Here is a 23,316-nt window from a genome sequence, read left to right as displayed (position 1 = left end):
TCCTATTTCTGGCGGGTCCTGCCATTTTGGAGAACATACGTTTCATGGCTGCCATGTCCTCTTCCGAAATTTCGCGTCTTCAGGTCTGCCTGCGTCGTCTGCTGGGTTCACCGGGCCTGACGGTCAATGCACCGCCGCGTGCCGGTCTGTCTGTTGAACTGGCGGTAAATGGTGAAGTGGTGGGTACGGTCCACCGTGACGAGGACGAAGGCGAGGTGTCCTATGCCGTCCACATGACCGTGCTGGAAGAAGACCTGCCCGCCCCGAAGTAATTCCCCTTGCCCCCCACATGGCGGGCGGGAACGCCCGTCATGTGGGGGGTGCGTCAGGGCTGGGTGACGGGCTGGGGTACCGGCCCGGCCGAGGCCTCGACCAGTGGCGCGTGCCGGGGTGCCGGCAGGTCTATGTGATGGATCTTCCACTGGAAGGCATGAATGCGCATCTGCAGGCGCAGTGGCGTTTCATTTTCATGACCGGGCATGAGGACGCTTGCCTCGAACACGCCCGGATGGGTGAAATGCATATGCACATGCCGCATCAGACCAAACAGCGTCTGCGGCGCATTGGGCTGTTCCTGTGGCATCAGGTGGTCCACCAGCATGCCCAGCCTGTCGGGGCGCACTTCCTCATCAATGGCGTTCGATACGGCGGAGGACGCGAAGGATGCGCCGAATTCCGGCAATTCGTCATCCGCATGCGGGGGACCAAGCAGGGAATCGACCGCCTGCGTCTTCAGCCCGGCGCGCACCGATTCCCATTTCATGCAGGTGTTCAGGCTGCCCATGTCATGCGTGCGGATGGCCGAGGTAATGGACCACAGTGTGAAAAATGGGGATGCGGCGTATAGCGAGGTCGCGGCCGCCAGCGTGCCCGCGCATACCCACCGCGCCTGCTGGCGGCGCAGGCTGGACATGCTGCCGGGAATTTCCATGCGGGAAAGATAAGACATTGATTTATACTCTCCCCAGATGGTTTCACGGCTCTTCTAGACTATACTGGAAACATATCCGGCATGCATTGGTTTCATGATTGGCTGAAGAAATTATCACGTAATCGTGATCGTGTGTCTTTCGCTTCCGGCTGCATCACGCAACAGGCGCGGTGTATCCGCCATGGATGTGTGACAGGTCGGGGCAGGAGGCAGGGATGAATTTTTCCGAGGACGAGATCCGGCGCTATGCACGCCACATCCTGCTGCCCGAAGTTGGTGGAACGGGACAGGACGCCTTGAAAAAGGCCAGCGTCCTGATCATTGGCGCGGGTGGGCTGGGCTCGCCAGTCGCCCTCTACCTTGCTGCGGCGGGGGTAGGACGGATCGGTCTGGTTGATGATGATGTGGTCGAACTGTCCAACCTGCAGCGTCAGATCGCCCATGTGACTGACCGGATCGGTCAGCCGAAAGTCGAGTCGGCTGCACGGGCCATGCATGCGATCAATCCGGGCACACGGGTCGATTGTCATAACGTCCGCCTGACCGCCGACAACGCGCATGCCCTGGTGCGTGACTATGATCTTGTATGTGATGGCTGCGACAATTTCGCCACCCGCTATCTGGTGGCCGATGCCTGTGCGCTGGAGGGACGGACCCTGATTTCCGCCGCCGTGCTGCGATTCGAGGGGCAGTTGTCCACCTTCCGCCCCGGTGGCCCGTGCTATCGCTGCCTCTATCCCGAAGCTCCGCCTGCGGGCACGGTGCCATCCTGCGCGGAAGCAGGCGTGTTCGGCGCGGTGACGGGTGTGATGGGCACCTTGCAGGCGACCGAGGCGCTGAAGGAAATCCTGTGCATAGGCGAAAGCCTTGCCGGGCGGCTGCTGGTATGGGACGCGCTGGCCATGCGCTTCCATACCATTACCCTGCCCGCTGATCCCGACTGCGCGCTATGTGGCGCGCATCCCACCATCCATGACCTGTCCGCGCACCGGGACGCGGCCCCCGTGGCCTGCGGGGTATCCGAAGGGGTCGCATCATGATGGGGGACGACGGCGCGCTGGCCATCCTGTTATATGATGGCGCGTATGCCCGTGCGCATTATGCCTTCGTGCTGGCGGCAGGCGCACTGGCCATTGGCCGTCCCGTCATCATGTTTGCGGCGGGACGTGGGGTGCATGCGCTGGCGCGTGACTGGAACGGGCTGCATGATGCGGGTGACGATGCATTGGTGCGCGCGAAAGGGGTCGCGGGCATGGATACGTTGCGCGATGCGGCGGTTGAACTGGATGCGAAACTTATGGCCTGTGAAGCGGCGCTGAAACTGTGCGATCTTCCGGTGGACCGTCTGCTGCCTGGCGTACAGGTGGCGGGTGTGCCCACTTTTCTTGAAGCCGCCCGGGGGCGGCAGATCATAACCCTGTAAGGACAGAGAACACGATGGCGCAGTGCGTGCGGCATGAATTCCTTGCGCGACCGGCCCGTGTGCCGTTCCGTGCCCCAGTGCGGTGGGGGGCTCTGGCAGCCTGTGCGGCAGTGCTGTTCATGGGTGGGGGGCATATTGATGGTGCCGCCGCACAGGCTACGGCGCATCATCACGCCCATCATGCCAAGGCGGCGGCAGGTGCGGCGGTCCAGGCCAAATCCGCCCATGCGGGCAAGGAAAAGAAAGCCCACGCGGCAGGGACGCATCATCACCACCATGCCGCAGCGGCTGCCGGTGCCGCCGTGACGACCGGGGCCGTGGGGGCTGCCGCCGTTGCCGGTAGCGCCCCGCCGCCCGCCGCGCATGCGGCCGCCCCGGTGCCGGATGCGCCTGCCGCGCTGGCCCCGGTGGACAATACGAAGGGCAGTGTGACCGGCCTGCCGCTGCCACGTTTTGCGGCCTTCCGCGCGGATGAAGTCAATCTGCGTACCGGGCCGGGGCAGCGCTATCCCATCGACTGGGTGTACCATCGCCGCGGCCTGCCGGTTAAGATCGAGCGCGAATTCGATGTCTGGCGTCTGGTAGAAGATTCGGATGGCCAGAAGGGCTGGGTCCATCAGGCAACCCTGGTGGGAACCCGCACGTTTGTCATTCCGGGACTGCCGCCACAGGGTGATGCCCAGCAGGCGGGACAGCCAACCGCAAAGGAAACTGACGTGATTGGCCGGGCGGATACCCGTATTGTCGGCCATGTGGCGGATGTGGCTGATGCAGCGGATATCAGGGGGGCTGTCATGCTGCGTTCGGACGCCAGCACGACATCACCCGTCGTGGCCGTACTGCGCCCCGGCGTGGTGGGTACGCTGCGGCAGTGCCAGGCGGGCACGTCGTGGTGCAAGGTATCGGTCAAGCAGTACAGCGGATGGCTGGAACGCAGCGCGATGTGGGGGCTGTTACCGCAGGAGGTCATATCCCCCTCCTGATGACTGACGGAAACAGGCTGGAGAAGAAAATGCCGGATACACCATACCGTGCCATGCGCCGGACCAAGATTGTCTCGACACTGGGTCCGGCTACGACAGACCACGCGACCATTCGGGCGCTGGCCGTGGCGGGGGTGGATGTGTTCCGGCTTAATTTTTCCCATGGCACCCATGCCGATCATGCCGCCCGTCATGCCGTGATCCGCAATGTGGAAGCCGAGCTGGGGCGTCCCATTGGCATACTGGCCGATGTGCAGGGGCCAAAGCTGCGCGTGGGCAATTTTGCCAATGGCAGGGTGCAGCTTAGCACCGGTGCGCGCTTCCGGCTGGATCTTGACCCCACACCGGGGAACGAAACACGGGTCAGCCTGCCGCACCCTGAAATCATTGCCGCCGCCGCCGTGGACAGCACCCTATTGCTGGATGACGGCAGGCTGGCCCTGCGGGTATGCGAACGCGGCGATGACTTCCTTGTCACCGAGGTGGTGCTTGGCGGCCCGCTATCGGATCACAAGGGGGTCAATGTGCCTGATGTAGTCCTGCCAATTCCTGCGCTGACGGACAAGGACCGGGCAGACATGGCCTTCGCGCTGGGCCTTGGCATCGAATATGTCGGGCTGTCCTTCGTGCAGCGCCCCGAGGACGTGCGCGAGGCCCGGAAACTGGCTGCCGGCCAGGCCTGGATCATGACCAAGCTGGAAAAGCCGCAGGCGATGGACAACCTGCACGAAATCGTCGCCCTGTCGGACGCGGTCATGGTAGCCCGTGGTGACCTGGGTGTGGAACTGCCGCCTGAACGCGTGCCGCTGGCGCAGAAACGCATCATCCGCATTGCCCGGCAGCTTGGCCGCCCGGTTGTGGTGGCGACCCAGATGCTGGAAAGCATGGTCCATGCCCCTACGCCGACCCGGGCCGAGGCATCGGACGTGGCGACGGCGGTGTTTGACGGGGCGGATGCCGTCATGCTGTCGGCCGAAACGGCGGTGGGGTCATACCCGCGTGAAACCGTCGCAATCATGGACCGGATCGTGCGGCGGGTGGAAGAAGACGAGGTCTGGCGCCGCCAGATGGAAACATCCAGCCCGGAACCCGAACATGACGTACCTGGCGCCATCGCCGCCGCCGCGCGCCAGATTTCAGCCACCCTTGATGCCGCAGCCGTCGTGGCCTTCACGCTGTCGGGGCGCACCGCGCTGCGTATCGCGCGCGAACGGCCCAACTGCACCATCCTTGGCCTGACCCCGACCGATGACATTGCCCGCAGGCTGGCGGTGGCATGGGGGGTACAGGCGGTATCCGTGGGGCAGGAAACGCCGGTCCATAATATCGAAAGCGTGGTGGATCAGGCGCTGACGGTTACCAGGGGGGATGGTTATGGCGCGGTGGGGGACGCTGTGGTGATCGTCGCCGGCCTGCCGTTCGGGGTGGCGGGCAGCACCAATACGCTGCGGATCGCCACGATTACCTGATCAGATATTATCGGAAGTTTTTTGGGCGCCGCCTTTTTTCAAAAAAAGCGGCGTTTCCCGAAGTTTGTATTCTTATAGGTAACATACTTAAAATAAATGATTTATTCAGGCCTGACGGTTTTCGATCAGGCTGCGTCGGATAGCGCGGCCACGCTGGATGCGGCTTACGATCACGTCCTCATTCCCTGTGCGGATGGCATCCCCCATCTCCTGCGCATCCGCGATGAAGCGGTCGAGCATATCCAGCAGCGCCTCGCGGTTGTTCAGGAAAATGTCGCGCCACATGGTCGGGTCGGACGCCGCGATACGCGTGAAGTCGCGAAAGCCGGACGCCGCGAAATCCAGCACTTCCGACCGGGTTTCATCTGCCAGGTCATCCGCCGTACCACATATGGTGAAGGCCAGCAGGTGCGGCAGGTGGCTGACAATGGCGCAGACACGGTCATGATGGTCAACGCTCATGCAGCGGACGCGGGCCCCCATCATTTTCCATAACGCCGTGATGCGGGTGATGGCCGGTTCCGGTGTGTGTTCGGGCGGGGTCAGCAGGCACCACCGGTCCTCGAACAGGGTGGCGAAACCGGCGTCCGGACCTGAAAACTCGGTGCCCGCCATGGGGTGCGCGGGCACGAAGGCAATATCGGGATACCGGGCCAGAAGCGGCTGCATGGCCTCCATGACCGTGACCTTGACCGACCCCACCTCGCTCAGGATCGCGCCCTTCTTCATGACCGGCATGACCTGGGCTGCAACCATGGCGATCGCGCCCACCGGCACGCATATGATCACGCAGTCCGCATCCCGCGCGGCCGTGGCCGGGTCGGTCTCTACAACATCGGCAATACCCAGTTCAGCCACGCGGGCACGGACTTCGGGGCTTATGTCACAGGCTACCAGCCTGCGCGCGATGCGTCGGTCATCCATCCCCCGGCGCAGGATGGATGACCCGATCAGGCCGGGGCCGATAATGACCAGCGTATCGAACAGGGGTACGGTTTGGTCGGTCATGCGGGGTCTGTCTGGCTGAAGGTTGACAGGCACGCGGGATCAATCCCGCGTGATGTCCGTGGGCGGGGCGGAATCGTGGATGGATACGGGGGCGGTCGCCGGTGCCGCGCCCCCCTGTGCGGAGCGGCGGCGCAGGGCGCGCATTTCCATCGCCTGCCACAGCAGCAGCATGGGAATGCCGATCACCAGTTCACGCCCGCGCCGTAGCAGCGACAGCCCCAGCGAGACGGAAGGGGCAATGCCAAAGGCCGAGCCGAGGGCCATGTAGGCAGCTTCCTGCACCCCAAGCCCGGCAGGCACCAGGAACGAGACGGACATGATGCCGCAGGCTACGCCCTCGATCGCGATGGCGCCGCTGAAGCCAAGATGAGCGCCAAGGAAGTAATAAGCCACCCAGATCGTGGCTGCACTGCCCAGCCAGCCCACGTAATGAAGCAGCGCGCCCTGCACGATGCGGCTGGGGTGGGACCAGATGGCGTCAAAACGTTCCTGTATGCTGTCAGCGCTGCTCAGCATTGCGTCCTGCCACTGGGCAGCCATGTTGTGGCCCAGCATCCTGCCCGCGCGCTTGAGCAGGTCACCACCCCGGCGCTGGGTATAGATGAAGCCCGCGATGCCCATGCTCAGTAGTACAAGGCCGATCATGACCGGGCGGGCGAAGGGACTGGACTGCTGGTGGGCCACCAGGCACACCACGGCAGTCAGGATGAACAGGATCTGGCCCATGACCTCGGTGGTGATGTCCACCAGATTGGCACAGGCGGCCTCGCTCCCATCCACATGGCGGCCCTTCGCCCCGGCGAACAGGTCGCTCGAACACGTGGCCCGGATACCCAGCACCATCCCGCCCAGCTGCGAAAACGGCAGGCAGGATGCGGCGGCGTCACGGATCATGCGCGAAACCAGCAGCTGCACGAACGGAATGTCCCGGCAAGCTGCGTGCCACGCAAGACCCAGTATTGCATCAACTGCAAGCTGGGCCATGACGGTCGCCATGAAGCCGATGAACCCGATGGAGACGATGGCCTTCATGACCGAACCCGCGCCAAGCCACGCGGTGCAGCCTGTAAGCAGGGCCAGGCCAAGGATGGCCAGCAGGATGGTGAGCTTTCTCAAAAAAGATCCGTCTTGGTCTGTTGGCGTGGGAACACCGGGTAAAATTCGTGCCGCACGGGCCGGTTGTGCCTGACTTACACTACAGCAGGGTCTGGCGCCACCGGGAGGTGTCGGGATAAATGGAACGCCCGCTGGTTGCGAGTCCGTAATCGCAATCGTGAATTCTGTCCCCTGACGGAGCGATCGTTCAGACCATGACTGCCCCAACCCTTGTAACCGGTGCGACCGGTTTTGTCGGCTCCGCCGTTGCCCGTAATCTGGTGGAGCGTGGCCATACACTCCGGCTCATGGTGCGCAAGGGAAGCGACCTGACCAACCTGCGTGACCTTCCCGCCGAACTGGTGGAAGGGGACCTGTCCACCCCCGACAGCTTCGACGCGGCGGTAAAGGGCTGCCGCTACGTGTTCCATGTGGCGGCGGATTACCGGCTGTGGGTTCCCGACCCGGTGCCAATGATGATCGCCAACGTGGAGGGCACGCGCGCGCTCATGCTGGCGGCGCAGAAGGCCGGGGTGGAGCGGATCGTGTACTGCTCGTCCGTCGCGGCCCTTGGCCTGATCGGGGACGGCACGATTTCCGATGAGGAAACGCCGGTTCATGAACATGGCGTGATCGGTATCTACAAGCGTTCCAAATACCGTGCCGAGCAGGAAGTCCTGCGTCTGGTGCATGAACGCGCGCTGCCTGCCGTGATCGTGAACCCGTCCACCCCCGTCGGCCCCCGTGACATCAAGCCCACGCCCACGGGGCAGATGATCCTGGACTGCGCGGCAGGCCGCATGCCGGCCTATGTCGATACCGGCGTGAACATCGTGCATGTGGATGACGTGGCCGAAGGACACGCGCTGGCGCTGGAACGTGGGCGGGTCGGGGAAAAATACATCCTTGGCGGCCAGAACTACCTGCTGCGCGACCTGTTTGCCATGACGGCGGAAATCGCGGGCGTGGCCCCGCCCCGGATAAGCCTGCCGCAGGCCGTGATCTGGCCGGTGGCCGTAGCCAGCGAATGGCTGTCGCGCGCCTTTGGCATCGCGCCACGGGTCACGACCGAGATGCTGGCCATGTCGCACAAGAAGATGTTCTTCTCTTCTGACAAGGCGATCCGCGAACTGGGCTATGCTCCCCGCCCCGCGCGTGAGGCGGTAAAGGATGCCATCGACTGGTTCCGACAGCATGGGATGCTGGATTGAGGACCCTGTCATGCTGCTGCTTCCCCTATCCATTCTGGTGTTCGTTATCTGGGTCGGGCTGATTTTCTGTCACGGCTGGTTCTGGCAGGCCGGGCCGATTCTTTCCCCCGTGCGGGGCGCGCAGCTTGAACGCGCGGACTGTCCCGAAGTCTGCATCGTGGTGCCCGCGCGGGATGAGGCCCCGTCGGTCAGGCAGTGCATAGGGTCGCTGCTGGCGCAGGATTACCCTGGCCTGCTGCATGTCATTTTAGTGGATGACAACAGCACCGATGGTACGGGCCGGCTGGCGCGATCCGTGCCGGACCCCCGGCGCCGGCTGACGGTGGTCACCGGAAAGGTCCGACCAGCAGGCTGGAGCGGCAAGCTGTGGGCTGTGGCGCAGGGGGTTGCCCGGGCACGCGAGATGGTGCCCGATTCCAGTGGTTTCGTGCTGCTGACCGATGCGGACATTACCCATGACCCGCGCCATGTCTCGACACTGGTGGCCAAGGCGCAGGCAGGGAAGCTGGATCAGGTCTCGGAAATGGTGGAACTGAACTGCGCAAGCCCCGCCGAGCGCATGCTGGTTCCCGCCTTCGTATTCTTTTTCGCGCTGCTCTATCCCTTCGCCAGCGTGAACAACCCGCGCAGCAGGGTGGCAGGTGCCGCGGGCGGCACGGTGCTGGTGCGCTGGAGTGCCCTTGCGCGCATTGGCGGGATCGAAAGCCTGCGCGGCGCGCTGATCGATGATTGCACGCTGGCCGCCCACGTCAAGCACAGTGGCGGCCGGATCTATCTGGGGCATAGCTGTCTTGCGCGTTCCATCCGGCCCTATCCCCATCCGTCGGATATCTGGCGCATGGTGGCGCGCACGGCTTATGTGCAGCTTGGGTATTCGCCGCTCATGCTGGTGGGGACCGTGATCGGCATGGTGCTGGTATGGATCGTGCCGCTGCAGCTTGCGCTGTTCAGCCATGGCCTGCCATGCCTGCTGGGGGCGGGGGCATGGGTCATGTCCATGGCGTCGTACACCCCGACCCTGAGGCGTTTCAACCTGTCACCGTCATGGGCGCTGTTGCTGCCGGTCATTGCCGGGTTCTATACGCTGGCGACGGTCGGTTCGGCGCTGGACCACCATCGGGGCCGGGGCACGGTATGGAAAAACCGCGCCTATACCGAACCCGATGGCGCGATTTCGACACATATGCGCGGTGAGGGCACCGCAGCCGTAATGAACCGCAGCATGGGGGATGATGTAGGGTGAACACTGATGAGCGGAACGTGTGGGGCAGCGAGGATGTCTCGTCGGGCAAGGACGCCGGGGACGAGAACTTTCCCGTAGGCTCCCTGCTGATCAGCCGTAGGCTGCGTCCGCATGTCCATGCGTATTATGATTTTGCCCGCGTGATCGACGACATTGTCGATACCGACCGGCTGGATGCGGATGCCAAGATCACCCGCCTCAACGCCATGGAGGACGTGGTGCTGGGCAAACGCACCGCACCGCAGCGGCCGGATGCGCAGACGGCGGTGCGCGTGGGCCGCACGCTGGCGCAGACCGGGGTGCCCACCGATACCGCCACCGACCTGATCGTGGCCTTCCGGCAGGATGCGGTGAAGAACCGTTACGACACGTGGGAGGAGCTGGAGGAATACTGCCGTTATTCCGCCAATCCCGTCGGGCGTTTCCTGCTGGAACTGCATGGGGAAAGTGCTGGCACCTTTGCCGCGTCCGATGCGCTGTGCACCGCGTTGCAGGTCATCAACCACCTGCAGGACTGTGCCGGTGACCTGCGCGACCTTGACCGCTGCTACCTGCCGCAGCCGTGGCTGGCGCGCGAAGGGGTCACGGTGGATGACCTGCGCCATGGTTATACGCTTCCTGGCATGCGCCGGGTGTTCAATGCGCTGCTGGACCGGGTGGATGAACTCAACCGGCATGCATCGCTTCTGCCCGGTCTGATCCGTGACCGGCGCATGCGTATGGAGGCGGCGGTGATCGTGAACCTGTCGAAGCGTCTGGCGCAGCGGCTGCGGACGGAAGACCCCATCGCGGGCCGGGTCAAGCTGTCGCGCATGGATGTGGCGCGCGCGGTGGCGGGGGCAGTGCGCACGCTGGTCTGAGGGCGCGGGATTTTGTCCTTGGTCGTGATTGCCGCTAAGAACAGGCGGAACTGAAATTCGTAAAGTGAACGGAACACGCGGGAATGGGTTTTTTGCGCGCGCGGCATGAAGAGGCCCCGGTACTGGGCTGCGATCCCGCCGATCTGGCCGAGGTGGAGCAGATCGTGGTGCGGTCGGGCACGTCATTTGGCAAGGGAATGCGTATCCTGCCGCCCGACCGGCGGTATGGCATGTATGCGGTCTATGCCTTCTGCCGCCTTGTCGATGACGTGGCTGATGATGAAGGCGAGCAGGACGACAAGTGCCGCAGGCTGGAAGAATGGCGCGCGCGCATTGCACGGCTGTATGCGGGCGAGGCGCGTGACGGTATCGATCGCGTGCTGCTGGCGACCATCCGCCATTTCGACCTGCGCCAGCAGGATTTCAATGATGTGATCGACGGGATGGAAATGGACGCCCGAGGTCCCATCGTGGCGCCGGATGAGGCGACATTCGACCTGTACTGCGATCGCGTGGCCTCTGCCGTGGGGCGGCTGTCGGTGCGGGTGTTCGGTGATTCTTCGGCCCATGCGGACCAGGTGGCCTATCATCTGGGGCGCGCGCTGCAGATCACCAACATCCTGCGTGACGTGGCGGAGGATGCACGGCTGGGCCGGCTGTACCTGCCGCGCGAACTGCTGGAACGCTTTGGCATCCCGCCCGAACCCGATGCCGTGGTGCGCGCCCCCCGGCTGGAACAGGTGGGGCGTATCCTCGCCGGTCGGGCGCATGACCATTTCCGGGCGGCTTCCCGCGCCATGCAGCAGTGTGATCGCACGGCCATGCGGCCCGCACGCGTCATGGGCGTGACCTATGCCGCCATTCTTGCCGCACAGGAACGGCAGGGATGGGGCACGCCGGAAAAGCGTGTCTCCCTGTCCCGCCCGCGCAAGGTGCTGGTCGCGCTGCGCGCACTGGTGGCCTGATCCATGTCGGGACATGTCCATATTGTTGGTGGCGGGCTGGCCGGGCTGTCGGCGGCGGTAGAACTGGCGGGCGGCAGCGAGCGGGTCAGCGTGTACGAGGCCGGTCCCGCCTGTGGCGGTCGGGCACGGTCTTACCTTGACCGGCATCTGGGCTGCCGGATCGATAATGGCAACCATCTGCTGCTGTCGGGTAATCCGGCGGTCTACCGCTATCTTGGCCTGATCGGCGCACAGGATACGCTGGTGGGGCCGGGGCGGCCGGTTTTCCCGTTCGTGGACCTTGCCGACCGGCTGCGCTGGACGCTGGATCTGTCACGGGGGCGGGTGCCGCTGTGGGTGCTGTCGAAGCGCAGGCGCGTGCCGGGCATGCGGCTGGCGGAACTGCGCGGCCTGCTGGCGCTGATGGAGGCGACGCCGGACATGGTGGTGTCGGACTGCCTGCAGCCCGGCAGCCTTGCACGCAGGCTGCTTGAACCCTTTGCCATATCTGTCCTCAATACCATGCCCGATACCGGCAGCGCCGCCCTGTTGGGTGCCGTGGTGAAGGAAAGCCTTGCGCGTGGGGGACGCAACTGCCTGCCCCGTTTCCCGGCAGTCGGCCTGTCTGAAAGTTTCGTGGATCCCGCACTTGACCATCTTTCGGTGCTGAAGGCTGAAGTGCGGACCGGCAGCCGTGTCAGTGCGGTTGAAATGACTGATGGGAGTGTTACGGCCCTGCGTCTGGGCGAGGAACGTATTGTCATGGGGCCGAATGACACGGTCATCATGGCGGTGCCTGCACCCGTGGCGGCCAGCCTGCTGGCGGCCGACCTGCCGGGATTCAGCGCGCCGGACGAATTCGAAGCCATCCTGAACGTGCATTTCCTGCTGTCTCAGGTCCCGGTGCTGACCGGCGGGCTGGCGCAGGCCCGCTTTATCGGGGTTGTGGGTGGTATCAGCGAATGGGTGTTTGCCAAGGACCAAATCCTGTCGGTCACGGTCAGTGCCGCCAATCGCTATGCCACGCGTGATCTTGATGAACTGGCGGCCATCATCTGGAACGAAGTCCGTGCCGCGATTGATCCGGCCGCGACGGCGCCCCTGCCGGTCGCCATGCCGCCGCTGCGTATCGTGCGTGAAAAGCGCGCGACCTTTGCCGCGACCGTGCAGCAGGACCGCCTGCGGCCCGGCACGCGGACCATGGCGCCCAACCTGCTGCTGGCTGGTGACTGGACGGCAACGGGATTGCCCGCCACAATCGAGGGCGCGATCAGGTCAGGCCATGCTGCGGCACAGGCTGTCCATGCCCGCCGGGGTACGTCCGGCCGACCGAAATGATGATGTACGGATCTGCAACAGGTCCCCGTGACCGCACGGGAAACATGGAATAATGGCAAAGAGAACCGAGACCGAGACCGTTACCCGTCCTCGCAGGACGACCACAGCCACCCGCAGGGCAGCCACGCCCAAGGTGGCGCTGGATGCTCCGCTGGACCCCGCCGAACTGGATCAGGCCGTGACCCGTGGGCATACCGCACTGGGCAGGCGGCAGGCGGATGACGGGCATTGGGTCTTTGACCTTGAGGCCGATGCCACCATTCCGGCGGAATACGTGCTGCTGGAACATTATCTGGACCGGATCGACCTGGACCTGGAACAGCGGATCGGGGTGTACCTGAGGCGTATCCAGGGCACGCATGGCGGGTGGCCGCTGTATCAGGATGGCACGTTCGACCTGTCGGCTTCGGTCAAGGCGTATTTTGCCCTCAAGGCGATTGGCGACAGCGTGCATGCGCCACACATGGTGCGCGCGCGTCAGGCCATCCTTGACCATGGCGGGGCGGAACGGACCAATGTGTTCACCCGCATCCAGCTTGCCCTGTTTGGCGACGTGCCGTGGGACGCGGCCCCCGCCATGCCGGTCGAGATCATGCTGCTGCCGCGCCGGGCGCTGTTCTCGGTGTGGAACATGTCATACTGGTCTCGTACCGTGATCGCACCACTGCTGGTGCTGGCGGCCCTGCGCCCCACCGCGATCAATCCGCGCCGGGTGCATGTGCCCGAACTGTTCGTGACATCGCCCGGAAAGGTACGCGACTGGATTCGCGGGCCATACCGCTCTGTCTGGGGGCATGTGTTCCGGTATGCGGATGCGGTGCTGCGTCCCGCTGAACGGCTGATCCCCGAAAAGACGCGTCGCAGGGCCATAAAGGCGGCGGTCGATTTCATCGAACCCCGCCTGAACGGGTTGGACGGGCTTGGGGCCATCTATCCCGCCATGGCCAACACGGTCATGATGTTCCGCGCGCTGGGCATATCCGATGAAGACCCGCGCGCGAAGACCGCGTGGGAAGCGGTCAGGCGCCTGCTGGTCAGTCAGGGCAGGGAAACCTACTGCCAGCCCTGCGTCTCCCCCATATGGGATACCGGCCTTGCCGGTCATGCCATGATCGAAGCCGCATCCGGCCCCAGCGGCATCGCACCGGAGGAGACGAAGCAGAAGCTGGCCATGGCCGCCAAATGGCTGCGTGAACGCCAGATCCTGAACGTCAGGGGCGACTGGGCCATCAACCGTCCCGATGTCCGGCCCGGCGGGTGGGCATTCCAGTATGCCAATGACTATTACCCCGATGTGGATGATACCGCCGTTGTCGGCATGCTGCTGCATCGCGATGGCGATCCCGCCAATGCGGAGGCGATTGCGCGCGCGCGGGAATGGATCATCGGCATGCAGAGCGGCAATGGCGGATGGGGGGCGTTCGATGTTGATAATAACCTCGACGTGCTCAATCATATTCCCTTTGCCGACCATGGCGCACTGCTTGATCCGCCTACGGCGGATGTGACGGCGCGCTGCATTTCCTTCCTCGCGCAGCTGCGTCAGGTCGAAGATCACGCCGCGATCGAACGCGGTATCGCCTATCTGCGCAGGGAGCAGGAAAAGGACGGGTCATGGTTCGGGCGCTGGGGCACCAACTACATCTATGGCACGTGGTCCGTGCTGTGCGCGCTCAATGCCGCCGGGATGCCGCATGATGACCCCATGATCATCCGCGCGACCGACTGGCTGCGCCGCCACCAGCGCGCCGATGGCGGCTGGGGCGAAGGCTGCGACAGTTACGAAGGCGGGATGCATGGCGACTATAAACAGAGCCTGCCGTCACAGACTGCATGGGCCGTTCTGGGCCTGCTGGCGGCGGGTCAGCGTGATGATCCGGCCGTAGCGCGCGGCATTGCCTGGCTGGGCCGCATGCAGGGCAAAAAGGGTGAATGGAAGGAAGAACCGTATAACGCCGTAGGCTTCCCCAGGGTGTTCTACCTGCGGTACCATGGTTACCGTCAGTTCTTCCCGCTTCTGGCCCTGTCGCGTTACCGCAACATGCAGATTAGCAATTCCGGCCGTGTTGGCTACGGTTTCTGATAACGGGGGAACGTCCACAATGTCCAATCGTGTATCTGCGTTCCCATTTTCCCGGCTGGGTATCGTGGTGGGGATGGAGGCGGAAGCGTCCCTGATCCGTCCCTTCCTGCCGACGGCCCGTTTCGGGTTGAGCGGGGCGACCCTGTCCGGTGCGCGGCAGGCCGTGCTTGACCTGCTGGCAGGCGGGGTGGATGCGCTGCTGTCCTTCGGGCTGGCGGCGGGGCTGGACCCGGCGCTGCAGCCCGGGGCGGTAGTCATGCCGCGTCATGTCGTGGTCAATGGGGAACGTCTGGCCGCAGCCCCCGCCCTGCTGGACTGGCTGGGTGCGGACCGGGCGGATGTCATTGATGGCGACCTGCTGCATAGCGATGTGATCGTCACCGCAGCGGCCCGCAAGATGGCGCTGTTCAGACAGACGGGCTGCGTTGCGCTGGATATGGAAAGTGGCGTGGTGGCTGAAATGGCTGCTGCCCGGCAGGTACCCTTTGCGGGCATGCGCGTCGTGTGCGATCCGGCGGACCGGACCCTGCCGCCTGCTGCGGTCGTGGCGCTGCGGCCCGATGGCAGTCTTGCGGTGGGGGCGCTTGCGCGCAGCATTGTCTGCAACCCGTTCCAGATTCCGGCGCTGATCCGGGTGGGGCGTGATGCGGGGCAGGCGCGTGCGGCGGCAAAGGCTGCGCTGGAACGACGTTTTTTCTGATGGATGTCATCGCCATGCGGCGGTGACGCCCATCAGGGTCCGGGCGTTCGACACGCGGATGTGATATGCGTTGACGTGACGAAAGGCCGTGCCAGTTTGATGCAGGGTGTGGAGTATTCATAATAACACACTGATTTAAAATAAACTTTTTTGGCAGCGCGGCGATAGGGTCCTGTCTGGCATGGACATGGCATGCAGGTCATTGCCTGTTATTGCGCGTCCTTGATGCTATCTGTGATGCAACCAATTGATTCGCATCAATGTCAGGTACGGCAGATCAGCGTGACATACTGCCGGTTGTAAAAAACAGGGGGAGACAGGCATGACACGCGCTGTGCTGGCACTGAACGCAGGATCATCCAGCCTGAAGTTCGCCCTGTTTGCCATTGAACCGGGGGAAACCGCTGCGTCCCCCAGCCATCGCATCGCATCGGGGGAGCTGGAGGGAATCGGCATCCATCCCCATTTCGTCGCCCATGATGCATCGGGGCGCGTGCTGGTTGATGAAAAATGGACCCCCGTGGCGGATGGCGCGGGTGATACGGCGCATCACGGTCCCATGGCGACCCTTATGGAATGGGTTGGCAAGCAGTTGGGCAGCGTGGATCTTATGGCGGTTGGTCACCGTGTGGTGCATGGCGGGCCGGAATTCATTGCCCCCGTGCGGGTGACGCCCGATGTGCTGGCCCGGCTCGCGGCCCTGACCCCCTTTGCCCCCCTGCACCAGCCCGGCAGCCTTGCCCCCATCCGCGCATTGCTGGCCCAGCATCCCGACCTGCCGCAGGTCGCGTGTTTCGATACCGGTTTCCACCATACCTTGCCACCGGTTGCGCAGGCGCAGGCCCTGCCACGGGAATATGCCGCCCGTGGCGTGCGCCGCTACGGGTTCCATGGGCTGTCGTATGAATACATCGCCTCCGTCCTGCATGATCGCGTGCCACATCTGGCGCAGGGGCGTACCATTGTCGCCCATATCGGCAGCGGGGGCAGCCTGTGTGCCCTGAAAGACGGACGCAGCATTGACACTACAATGGGATTTTCGGTGCTTGATGGTCTGGTGATGGGGACACGGTGCGGGCATCTGGACCCTGGCGTAATCCTGTACATGCTCAAGGAAGAAGGGCTGGGAGCGGCCGAGATCGAGAATATCCTCTATCACCGCTCCGGCCTGCTGGGGGTGTCGGGGGTTTCGGCCGACATGCGCGACCTGCATGCACGTGCGGGGATCAGCCCGGAAGTGACGCAGGCGCTTGACCTGTTCATCTATCGTCTTGCCCAGCAGGCGGGGGCCATGATGGCGGCCCTGCAGGGGCTGGACGGGCTGGTGTTTACTGCCGGTATCGGGGAACATGACGCCCTGATCCGCGCAGCCATCTGCAGGCAGCTGGAATGGGCGGGTGTCCGTCTGGATGCGCAGGCGAATGCCGCGCATCGCGAAATCATAAGCATGCCGGATAGTACCGTGGAGGTGCGTGTCATCCCCACCGATGAGGAAACGACAATCCGTCGGCATGTGCTGATGTGTCTGTCCTGAATGCAGGCCGGATAGGGATAGAATGTCTCGGAAGGAACGGAAATGAGTGAAACTGCATCCGCAACACCGCTGTCTGCAGCGGATGTCGCGCTGTTCAACAGGTGGTGGCATGCAGCAAACTATCTGTCGATTGCCCAGATCTACCTGCTGGCGAACCCGCTGCTGCGTGAACCGCTGAAGCTGGAACACACCAAGCCGCGGCTGCTGGGCCACTGGGGTACCACGCCTGGCCTGAACTTCCTGTACCTGCACCTCAACCGCATCATCCGTGAACAGGACCGCAGCATCCTGTTCGTGGCGGGGCCGGGGCATGGGGCGCCGGGGGTGGTTGCCAGTACCTATCTGGAAGGCACATACAGCGAATATTTCCCGGAAGTGTCGCAGGATGCGGACGGGCTGGCCAAACTGGTCAAGCAGTTCTCCTTTCCCGGCGGCATTCCCAGCCATGCGGCGCCGACCACGCCGGGTTCCATCAACGAAGGTGGTGAACTGGGTTATTCGCTTTCGCATTCCTATGGTGCGGTGTTCGACAACCCTGACCTGGTCGTGGCCTGCGTCGTGGGGGATGGCGAGGCCGAGACCGGTCCGCTGGCGACATCGTGGCACAGCAACAAATTCCTGGATCCGAAAACCGATGGCGCGGTCCTGCCGATCCTGCACCTGAACGGCTACAAGATCGCGAACCCGACCGTGCTTGCCCGTATTTCGCCCGAGGAACTGCTGAGCCTGTTCCGCGGCTACGGCTACGACCCGATCGTGGTGGAAGGGGACGACCCGGACACCATGCACCAGAAAATGGCCGTGGCGATGGATACGGCCTTTGCCGCGATCTCGAAAATCCAGAAGGCTGCGCGCGAGGACAATGACACCACGCGCCCCACGTGGCCGATGATCATCATGCGCACGCCCAAGGGCTGGACCTGTCCCAAGACGGTCGATGGCCTGCGCACGGAAGGCTACTGGCGCGCCCATCAGGTGCCGATTACAGACCTGACCAAGCCCGAACATCTCAAGCTGCTGGATACGTGGCTGCACAGCTACAAACCCGAGGAACTGTTTGACGAAAACGGCACCCTGATGCCGGAAATTGCGGCACTCGCGCCGAAGGGCGACCGCCGGATGAGCGCCAATCCGCACGCCAATGGTGGCCTGCTGCGCCGTGACCTGCGCCTGCCGGACGTGACGGAATATGCCGTGCCCGTCTCATCCCCGGGCCATGAACTGGGTGAAGCCACGCGCGTGCTGGGGTCGTGGCTGCGTGATGTGATGAAGGCCAACCTTGCCGCGCGCAATTTCCGTGTGCTGGCCCCGGACGAGAATAATTCCAACCGTCTGAACGCGGTGCTGGATGTGACCAACCGGGCATGGAATGCCGAGACGTTCGATTACGATGACCATCTGGCAGTCGATGGCCATGTGATGGAAATCCTGAGCGAGCACACCTGTCAGGGCTGGCTGGAAGGTTACCTGCTGACCGGTCGGCATGGCTTCATGTCGTGCTATGAAGCGTTCATCCACATTGTGGATTCGATGGTCAACCAGCATGCTAAATGGATCAAGCAGGCGGATGAGGTCTCATGGCGCGCGCCGATTGCATCGCTGAACTACCTGCTGACATCGCATGTGTGGCGTCAGGACCATAACGGGTTCAGCCATCAGGATCCCGGCTTCATTGACCATGTGCTGAACAAGAAGGCCAAGACGGTGCGGGTGTACCTGCCGGCTGATGCCAACACCCTGCTGTGCACGGCGAAGACCTGCCTTGAAAGCCGTGACCGTGTGAACGTGATCGTGGCGGGCAAGCAGCCCGAACCGCAGTGGCTGGACATGGAGTCCGCCATCGCACATTGCGCCAAGGGCATCGGCATCTGGGAATGGGCCAGCAATGACAAGGGTGGCGAGCCTGACGTGGTCATGGCCTGCGCCGGTGACGTGCCGACCATGGAAACGCTGGCGGCGGTGCAGTTGCTGAACAGACACCTGCCGGATCTGAAGATCCGCGTCATCAACGTGGTGGACCTGCTGACCCTGGAATCAAGGTCCCAGCATCCGGACGGGCTGGAGGATTATGTATTCGACAGCCTGTTCACCATCGACAAGCCGGTGATCTTCGCATTCCATGGCTATCCCGCGCTGATCCACAAGCTGGTCTACAAGCGGACCAACTGCCGCAACTTCCATGTGCATGGCTATCGGGAGGAAGGGTCCACCACCACGCCGTTCGACATGACGGTGCGCAACCATCTTGACCGCTTCCATCTGGTGCAGAACGTCATCCGTCACGTGCCGGGACTGGCGAGCAAGGCGGCCTACGCCAATCAGGCCATTGCCGACAAACTGGTCGAACATACGCATTACGTGGCCAGGTATGGCAGGGACCTGCCGGAAATCGAGAACTGGCGCTGGTCATAAGACGTCGGAACCCACGGGGGTCATGAAAGGGGGGGAGCGGTCATGCTTCCCCCTTTTCTTTATGTCGGAATGGAAGCTGGGTCGTCCGAGACGGCATATGAATGGGGTTCAGAGCGCAATATAATAAATACAAAGTATTAATTAATAAAATATTGTAGGACTGAAATTTTTCATTTGTACAAATGAAATCAGTTGGGCCAGTCGTCAGGAGCAGGAGCAGGAGCAGGAGCAGGAGCAGGAGCAGGAGCAGGAGCAGGAGCAGGAGCAGGAGCAGGAGCAGGAGCAGGAGCAGGAGCAGGAGCAGCCGGTGGTGTTGCGGCGGTGGCAATTGTGGCTGATGCGGATGGACCGGATGCCTGCGCAGGGCCAGCGGGCTGCGGAGTGGTTGCGGCAAGGAATTGCGCGAAGCTGTCCTGCATTTTCTGTGCCATCGTCGGATCGGACAGTTGGGCTCCGGGGTTGGATGAATCCACCACGATGACCCGGTCGCCTTCCAGCGGGGTGGGCATGTGGCTGGCCCCCAGCAGTGCGCGTATGGCGCGTGCCTTCTGTGGGTCATTCTGCTGGACGATCAGGTCAAGCTGCCGGTCCAGCAGGCCATGGCGGTCAATGAAACTGTTGACGCGCGCGGGAATGCGGATGCAGCCTTCGGAATCCGCCCGTCCCAGCCGGGATTCAAGAAACGTGGGATCGGTTGCGTGCATTTCCAGCCGGACCACCGCCACGGCGCCACGGCGGCGCCAGTCCTCGGTTGTCTGCCAGCCAAAATCCCATACCCGCATGCCCTTTTCACCGTTGCCACGGATGCCATGCTCGTTTTTCGTGCCCAGGGCGCGATAACCGTAAATCTGCCCGTCATTGAGGAATATACCTGCAGGCGTGCGGAAATGTTCCTTGCGTCCCGGCAGGCCCGTGCTGACAGCCACCATGCCCAGTGGCGTCAGCCGCTGTGCGGCAGGTGTGGCCAGTACGATCCACATCATCTGGACCATGGGGGCACGGTCCACGATCAGCATGACCTCCTCATCCTGTGGCCATGCGCTGGCGTGATCCAGCATGTCATGCGCCAGTGCCATGGCGCGCTGGGTCTGTTTCGGGCGGGTCAGGGCGGACTGCGCGCCCAGTTCCTGCTGCATGTCGTGCTGCAGCAGGATCGCGGCATCGGACAGGGGGGTGGCATGGGCCTGTATGGCGGCATCTGTCATGAACACGGTGACCAGGGGCAGGGCGCGTAACCAGATCAGGCGTATGGGAAGCATCATGCAGGCGGCGTACCTCTGTCGGAAAAATACAGGCGTACCCTATATACCGTATTTGGATATGCCTGCGCAGGGTAGCGGCAGTTCGCTCATGGCATATCGCCCCTGCAAATCATACCGGCAACCTGACGGGGCATTAAAGGGAGGGAACGGGCTGGGAGCGTTGGCTGGATATTAACATTTTTCCTGTCTGTTACTCTTTTTGGTGTGACGGATTATCATGCGCATTCTGGTAACCGGCGGGTGTGGATTTATCGGGTCGGCGGTCATACGTCACCTGATCGCACAGACCAGCCACGAGATCCTGAATCTTGACTGCCTGACCTATGCGGCCAGTCCTCATGCGGTGGGTGTTGCGGCAGCCAGTGACCGCTATACGTTCAGGCAGGTCAATATCTGCGAGACTGCGGCCGTGGGGGCTGAGTTGGCGGCCTTCCGTCCCGATGCGGTGATGCATCTGGCGGCCGAAAGCCATGTCGACCGTTCCATCGACCATGCCGGTGCCTTCGTGCAGGCCAACGTGACCGGCACGTTTTCCATGCTGGAGGCGGCGCGCATATACTGGCAGGCGCTGCCTGCGACCCGGCGCGCGGCCTTCCGCTTCCACCATGTCTCGACCGATGAAGTATTCGGGACACTTGGGCCGCATGATCCCCCCTTTACCGAAGCCACGCCCTACGATCCCCGCAGCCCCTATTCCGCCAGCAAGGCCGCATCCGACCATCTGGTGCGGGCATGGTGGCATACCTATGGCCTGCCAACCTTCGTTACGAATACGACCAACAATTACGGGATCTGGCATTTTCCTGAAAAGCTGGTGCCGCTCATGATCATCAATGCGATCGAGGGACGTGAGTTGCCGGTCTATGGCACGGGTGAGAATATCCGCGACTGGCTGTTTGTCAGTGACCATGCCGAAGCCCTGGTCCGTGCAGTGGAACACGGCCAGCCGGGCGAGACATACGCCATTGGCGCCCGGCAGCCGCGTACCAATCTGGAAGTGGTCCATGCCATCTGTGACGTGCTGGACCGGCTGCACCCCGATCCCGCCGGGCCACATGCGCGGTTGATCCGGCACGTGGCCGACAGGCCGGGCCATGATTTCCGTTATGAAATCGATCCCTCCCGTGCCGAACAGGCACTGGGGTGGAAAGCACGACATGATTTTGAAAGTGGCATAGACATGACCGTTCGCTGGTACCTTGAGCATGCACGGTGGTGGCAGGCCATACGGGCACGGCGCTATGCCGGACAACGGCTGGGGCAGATGGCATGACCGGCGCGTCGGGACTGAAGGGGATCGTGCTGGCGGGCGGGTCTGGCACACGGCTGTACCCCATGACACTGGCGGCCAGCAAACAGCTGTTGCCGGTCTATGACAAACCGATGATCTATTACCCGATCTCGACGCTGATGATGGCGGGTATCCGTGACATCATGATCATTGCAACGCCGCAGGACATGCCCCAGTTCCAGCGCCTGCTGGGGGACGGGTCACCGCTGGGTGTGACCTTTACCTACCGTATCCAGCCCGCCCCCGAAGGGATTGCGCAGGCGTTCCAGATCGCGGGTGACTGGCTGGCGGGTGCACCATGTGCGCTAATACTGGGTGATAACCTGATCTTTGCCGACCATCTGCCCGCCATGCTGCGTGCGGCGGCGGGGCGGCCCCATGGCGCCACGATCTTTGCCTATCAGGTACGTGACCCTGAACGTTATGGCGTGGTGACGTTCGATGCAGAGGGGAAGGCGCTGGATATTCTGGAAAAGCCTGAGCATGCGCCGTCAAACTGGGCGGTGACGGGATTGTATTTCTATGACGGGCGTGTTGGCGAACTGGCGGCCGGATTGCAACCATCCCCACGGGGTGAACTGGAGATAACCGATCTCAACCGGATATATCTTGAGGAAGGCAGTCTGAATGTCGAACGTCTTGGGCGTGGCTGCGCATGGCTGGATGCCGGCCTGCCCGACAGCCTGATGCTGGCGTCATCATTTGTGCAGACGGTGCAGTCACGACAGGGGATGCTGGTTGGTTCCCCCGAAGAAGCAGCTTTCCGCATGGGTTATATTGACGTAACCCAGCTACGTGCTCTGGCCCGACGCATGATAAAGACCGAACTGGGGCGTACCCTTATGGCCATTGCCGGGCGGGCATTAGCATAAGCCGTAAAATCATAAAGAAGTTTTTGATAAAGCTTTTTTCAAAAAGCTTCAGGGAACGTCGTCTTTTTTGAAAAAGGCGACACCCAGGAATTTTTCATGAAGACCTATTATAGATCAATGCTTTGGAAAACAGATCAAGGATAACGGCTTAGAGAATGTTATGCATATTTATGAAGTATAGTTTCGAGTGAAGGCATGAATCATGCGAAACAGACGACATGAATACTTTTTAGTATTAAGGCATGGCGCGCGTAACTCTTGACGAACCTGCGACAGCGTGTGGCCATGCGAAAGGTTGTCCGGTGTGGTGCGCCACGGACTTCCATAGTGGGTCACATAACGCAACCCATTGAACAATCCGCGCAATGCGTGATGTCGTTGTTCTGCATCCTCATGCATCAGGATCAGATACGGGACAACCAGAGATCATTCTTTATCTGATACGTCAGGGGGATACGGTTTGCGTGCAGGCGTCATCCTGCACTTCCCCCATCACGAATTCAAATATGATCGATTTACAGGCATGACAATCGATCCTGCCTTGTACCAGACGGTTACAGACAGTCATGCTGAAGCCGAACAGGCCGGAAATAGGGGAAGTCCTGTATCCAGAATACAAGACAATTCAGGATATGTGGATACTTCCCCGATAATCGT

At 62.6% G+C, this 23,316-nt stretch carries 20 protein-coding genes; 16 read left to right on the top strand and 4 right to left on the bottom strand.

Translation table 11 applies throughout. The features are described 5' to 3' along the window. Nucleotides 1–44 precede the first annotated feature (44 nt). Nucleotides 45–272 (top strand): DUF3126 family protein, encoded by a 228-nt coding sequence (locus ACE2AA_RS11445; protein WP_010513711.1) that lies wholly within the window; start codon nt 45–47, stop codon nt 270–272. A gap of 53 nt (nt 273–325) precedes the next feature. Here ACE2AA_RS11445 and ACE2AA_RS11440 read toward each other — a convergent pair whose 3' ends face one another. Next, nucleotides 326–949 carry a DUF2939 domain-containing protein gene (locus ACE2AA_RS11440; protein WP_141261471.1) on the bottom strand — a complete coding sequence of 208 codons (624 nt, stop codon included), beginning with the start codon at nt 947–949 and terminating at the stop codon, nt 326–328. A 197-nt stretch (nt 950–1,146) separates the two neighbouring features. Here ACE2AA_RS11440 and ACE2AA_RS11435 point away from each other — a divergent pair, with 197 nt between their 5' ends. The 4 genes from ACE2AA_RS11435 to pyk are packed head-to-tail and all read left to right on the top strand — an operon-like array spanning nt 1,147 to nt 4,806. Beyond that, on the top strand, nt 1,147–1,971 hold the full coding sequence (locus ACE2AA_RS11435; protein ID WP_395369857.1) for a HesA/MoeB/ThiF family protein: 825 nt from the start codon (nt 1,147–1,149) through the stop codon (nt 1,969–1,971). Then, nucleotides 1,968–2,354: a DsrE/DsrF/DrsH-like family protein gene (locus ACE2AA_RS11430; RefSeq protein WP_141261469.1), complete on the top strand. Its 387-nt coding sequence runs from the start codon at nt 1,968–1,970 to the stop codon at nt 2,352–2,354. The genes ACE2AA_RS11435 and ACE2AA_RS11430 overlap by 4 nt, the downstream gene beginning before the upstream one ends. Before the next feature lie 14 nt (nt 2,355–2,368). After that, nucleotides 2,369–3,337 carry an SH3 domain-containing protein gene (locus ACE2AA_RS11425; protein WP_141261468.1) on the top strand — a complete coding sequence of 323 codons (969 nt, stop codon included), beginning with the start codon at nt 2,369–2,371 and terminating at the stop codon, nt 3,335–3,337. Nucleotides 3,338–3,366: 29 nt separating this feature from the next. Next, complete coding sequence (gene pyk / locus ACE2AA_RS11420) at nt 3,367–4,806, top strand: pyruvate kinase (RefSeq protein ID WP_162851946.1); 1,440 nt, start codon at nt 3,367–3,369, stop codon at nt 4,804–4,806. Nucleotides 4,807–4,911: 105 nt separating this feature from the next. Here the strand turns inward: pyk and ACE2AA_RS11415 are convergent, their stop codons facing one another. Continuing rightward, a complete protein-coding gene (locus ACE2AA_RS11415) occupies nt 4,912–5,814 on the bottom strand; it encodes a prephenate dehydrogenase/arogenate dehydrogenase family protein (RefSeq protein ID WP_395369855.1) in 903 nt (300 codons plus the stop codon). Between the two features lie 39 nt (nt 5,815–5,853). Further along, on the bottom strand, nt 5,854–6,930 hold the full coding sequence (locus ACE2AA_RS11410) for a lysylphosphatidylglycerol synthase domain-containing protein (RefSeq protein WP_141261465.1): 1,077 nt from the start codon (nt 6,928–6,930) through the stop codon (nt 5,854–5,856). Between the two features lie 194 nt (nt 6,931–7,124). Here ACE2AA_RS11410 and hpnA point away from each other — a divergent pair, with 194 nt between their 5' ends. The 9 genes from hpnA (at nt 7,125) to ACE2AA_RS11365 (ending at nt 19,234) form a co-directional block, all read left to right on the top strand. Next, the gene (gene hpnA, locus ACE2AA_RS11405) at nt 7,125–8,120 is read left to right on the top strand and encodes a hopanoid-associated sugar epimerase (protein ID WP_395369853.1); all 996 of its coding nucleotides are present in this window, start codon (nt 7,125–7,127) and stop codon (nt 8,118–8,120) included. A 10-nt stretch (nt 8,121–8,130) separates the two neighbouring features. Then, nucleotides 8,131–9,363, top strand: coding sequence for a glycosyltransferase (locus ACE2AA_RS11400; protein ID WP_141261464.1), 1,233 nt, complete (start codon nt 8,131–8,133; stop codon nt 9,361–9,363). Continuing rightward, the gene (gene hpnC / locus ACE2AA_RS11395; protein ID WP_395369851.1) at nt 9,360–10,223 is read left to right on the top strand and encodes a squalene synthase HpnC; all 864 of its coding nucleotides are present in this window, start codon (nt 9,360–9,362) and stop codon (nt 10,221–10,223) included. The genes ACE2AA_RS11400 and hpnC overlap by 4 nt, the downstream gene beginning before the upstream one ends. An 83-nt stretch (nt 10,224–10,306) precedes the next feature. After that, nucleotides 10,307–11,188 carry a presqualene diphosphate synthase HpnD gene (gene hpnD / locus ACE2AA_RS11390; RefSeq protein ID WP_395369849.1) on the top strand — a complete coding sequence of 294 codons (882 nt, stop codon included), beginning with the start codon at nt 10,307–10,309 and terminating at the stop codon, nt 11,186–11,188. Between the two features lie 3 nt (nt 11,189–11,191). Next, complete coding sequence (gene hpnE / locus ACE2AA_RS11385) at nt 11,192–12,505, top strand: hydroxysqualene dehydroxylase HpnE (protein ID WP_141261461.1); 1,314 nt, start codon at nt 11,192–11,194, stop codon at nt 12,503–12,505. Between the two features lie 52 nt (nt 12,506–12,557). After that, nucleotides 12,558–14,588, top strand: a complete 2,031-nt coding sequence (shc, locus tag ACE2AA_RS11380) for a squalene--hopene cyclase (protein WP_395369847.1) — start codon at nt 12,558–12,560, stop codon at nt 14,586–14,588. Between the two features lie 19 nt (nt 14,589–14,607). Then, nucleotides 14,608–15,288, top strand: coding sequence for a hypothetical protein (locus ACE2AA_RS11375; protein ID WP_141261459.1), 681 nt, complete (start codon nt 14,608–14,610; stop codon nt 15,286–15,288). 322 nt (nt 15,289–15,610) lie between these two features. After that, nucleotides 15,611–16,822 (top strand): acetate/propionate family kinase, encoded by a 1,212-nt coding sequence (locus ACE2AA_RS11370; protein WP_141261458.1) that lies wholly within the window; start codon nt 15,611–15,613, stop codon nt 16,820–16,822. 42 nt (nt 16,823–16,864) lie between these two features. Continuing rightward, complete coding sequence (locus ACE2AA_RS11365) at nt 16,865–19,234, top strand: phosphoketolase (protein ID WP_141301614.1); 2,370 nt, start codon at nt 16,865–16,867, stop codon at nt 19,232–19,234. Nucleotides 19,235–19,422: 188 nt separating this feature from the next. Here ACE2AA_RS11365 and ACE2AA_RS11360 read toward each other — a convergent pair whose 3' ends face one another. Next, the gene (locus ACE2AA_RS11360) at nt 19,423–20,496 is read right to left on the bottom strand and encodes a L,D-transpeptidase (RefSeq protein ID WP_395369844.1); all 1,074 of its coding nucleotides are present in this window, start codon (nt 20,494–20,496) and stop codon (nt 19,423–19,425) included. 217 nt (nt 20,497–20,713) lie between these two features. On the opposite strand from ACE2AA_RS11360, the gene rfbB reads away from it, so the two are divergent. Together rfbB and rfbA are read left to right on the top strand one after the other, a co-directional pair. Continuing rightward, a complete protein-coding gene (rfbB, locus tag ACE2AA_RS11355) occupies nt 20,714–21,769 on the top strand; it encodes a dTDP-glucose 4,6-dehydratase (protein WP_395369842.1) in 1,056 nt (351 codons plus the stop codon). Then, nucleotides 21,766–22,659 carry a glucose-1-phosphate thymidylyltransferase RfbA gene (rfbA, locus tag ACE2AA_RS11350; RefSeq protein WP_141261454.1) on the top strand — a complete coding sequence of 298 codons (894 nt, stop codon included), beginning with the start codon at nt 21,766–21,768 and terminating at the stop codon, nt 22,657–22,659. The genes rfbB and rfbA overlap by 4 nt, the downstream gene beginning before the upstream one ends. Nucleotides 22,660–23,316: the final 657 nt, after the last annotated feature.

The sequence above is a fragment of the Komagataeibacter diospyri genome, assembly GCF_043995075.1.
Classification (GTDB): Bacteria; Pseudomonadota; Alphaproteobacteria; order Acetobacterales; family Acetobacteraceae; genus Komagataeibacter; species Komagataeibacter diospyri.
Note: the sequence above shows the minus strand (reverse complement) of the source record. Positions and strands in the feature narration are given on the sequence as shown.